Origin of the sequence: Streptomyces africanus (assembly GCF_002150735.1) — a bacterium.
Classification (GTDB): Bacteria; Actinomycetota; Actinomycetes; order Streptomycetales; family Streptomycetaceae; genus Streptomyces; species Streptomyces africanus.
The window spans coordinates 1-932 of record NZ_MUKA01000649.1 but is presented as its reverse complement, the minus strand read 5'-3'; the positions used below and the strand labels follow the sequence as shown (position 1 = coordinate 932).

Here is a 932-nt window from a genome sequence, read left to right as displayed (position 1 = left end):
GGGGGTAGGCCGGGGGTGCGCTCTCGGCGCCGATGTCGGCGAGTTCGACCAGGGCGGCGAGGGTGGTGCCGAGTGCCTCGGCGTATTCGCGGGCGCGCTGGACGGCTTCGCGTACGGCTTTCTTGCGGGCTTCGCGGTGGGCGGGCGAGTCGGGGCGCAGGGCCCACCAGGGGCCGTCGACGCGGGTGAGTTCGAGGTCGGCGAGGCGGGTGGTGAGTTCGCCGAGGGCGGTGAAGTCGGTGAGTTCGGCGGTGACGTGGACGGTGCCGTGGTAGGTGCGGACGCGTTCGCCTCGGCCGTGTTTGGTGAGTTCGGGGGTGATGGAGAAGGCGCCGGTCTCGAGGCGTTCGACGGCGTCGCCGTAGGACTTGACGAGGTCGAGGACGCCGGCGTTGCGGCGGGTGAGGTCGTCGAGGGCGGAGCGGCGGTCGCGGCCGCGGGCGGCGACGGTGATGCCTATGCGGGCGATCTCGGGGTCGACTTCGAGGCGGGCTTCGCCGCGGACGGCGATGCGGGGGGCGTCGGGTGTGCCGTAGGGGACGGCGGGTGGGGAGGCGTCTGACGTGGGGGCGGTCATACGCCCCACTCTGTCATGTCTTGGCTGGCCGGAGGGGGTGGAGCCGTGGGTTGAGTCATCAGATCGCAACCTGCCGGGGCTGTTGCTGTCGGTCATGTCCGGGTCAGAATCTACGCGCGTTATCTACGCGCGTCGTTCACAGATTCCGCGAGGAGTGCCAGACATGCCGCTGAACCGCCGGAAGTTCCTGGAGAAGTCCGCCGTGACCGGGGCGGGGGTGGCGCTGGCCGGTGCGGTGGGGGCGCCGGGCGCGCAGGCGGCCGAGTCCCAGCGCGGCGCCAAGCGGTACGCGTTCACCGTGCTGGGGACGACGACCTGCACGGCAACGTCTTCAACTGGGACTACTTCACGGACA

General features: G+C 71.1%; 1 protein-coding gene and 1 pseudogene. One reads left to right on the top strand and one right to left on the bottom strand.

The features are described 5' to 3' along the window. Positions 1–577, bottom strand: a 577-nt coding sequence (locus CCL05_RS43095) for an SIMPL domain-containing protein (protein WP_086565901.1), incomplete at its 3' end; no start/stop codon positions are given. A gap of 163 nt (positions 578–740) precedes the next feature. Here CCL05_RS43095 and CCL05_RS43090 point away from each other — a divergent pair. Next, positions 741–932 (top strand): annotated as a pseudogene (locus tag CCL05_RS43090) (twin-arginine translocation signal domain-containing protein); the annotation flags it as partial.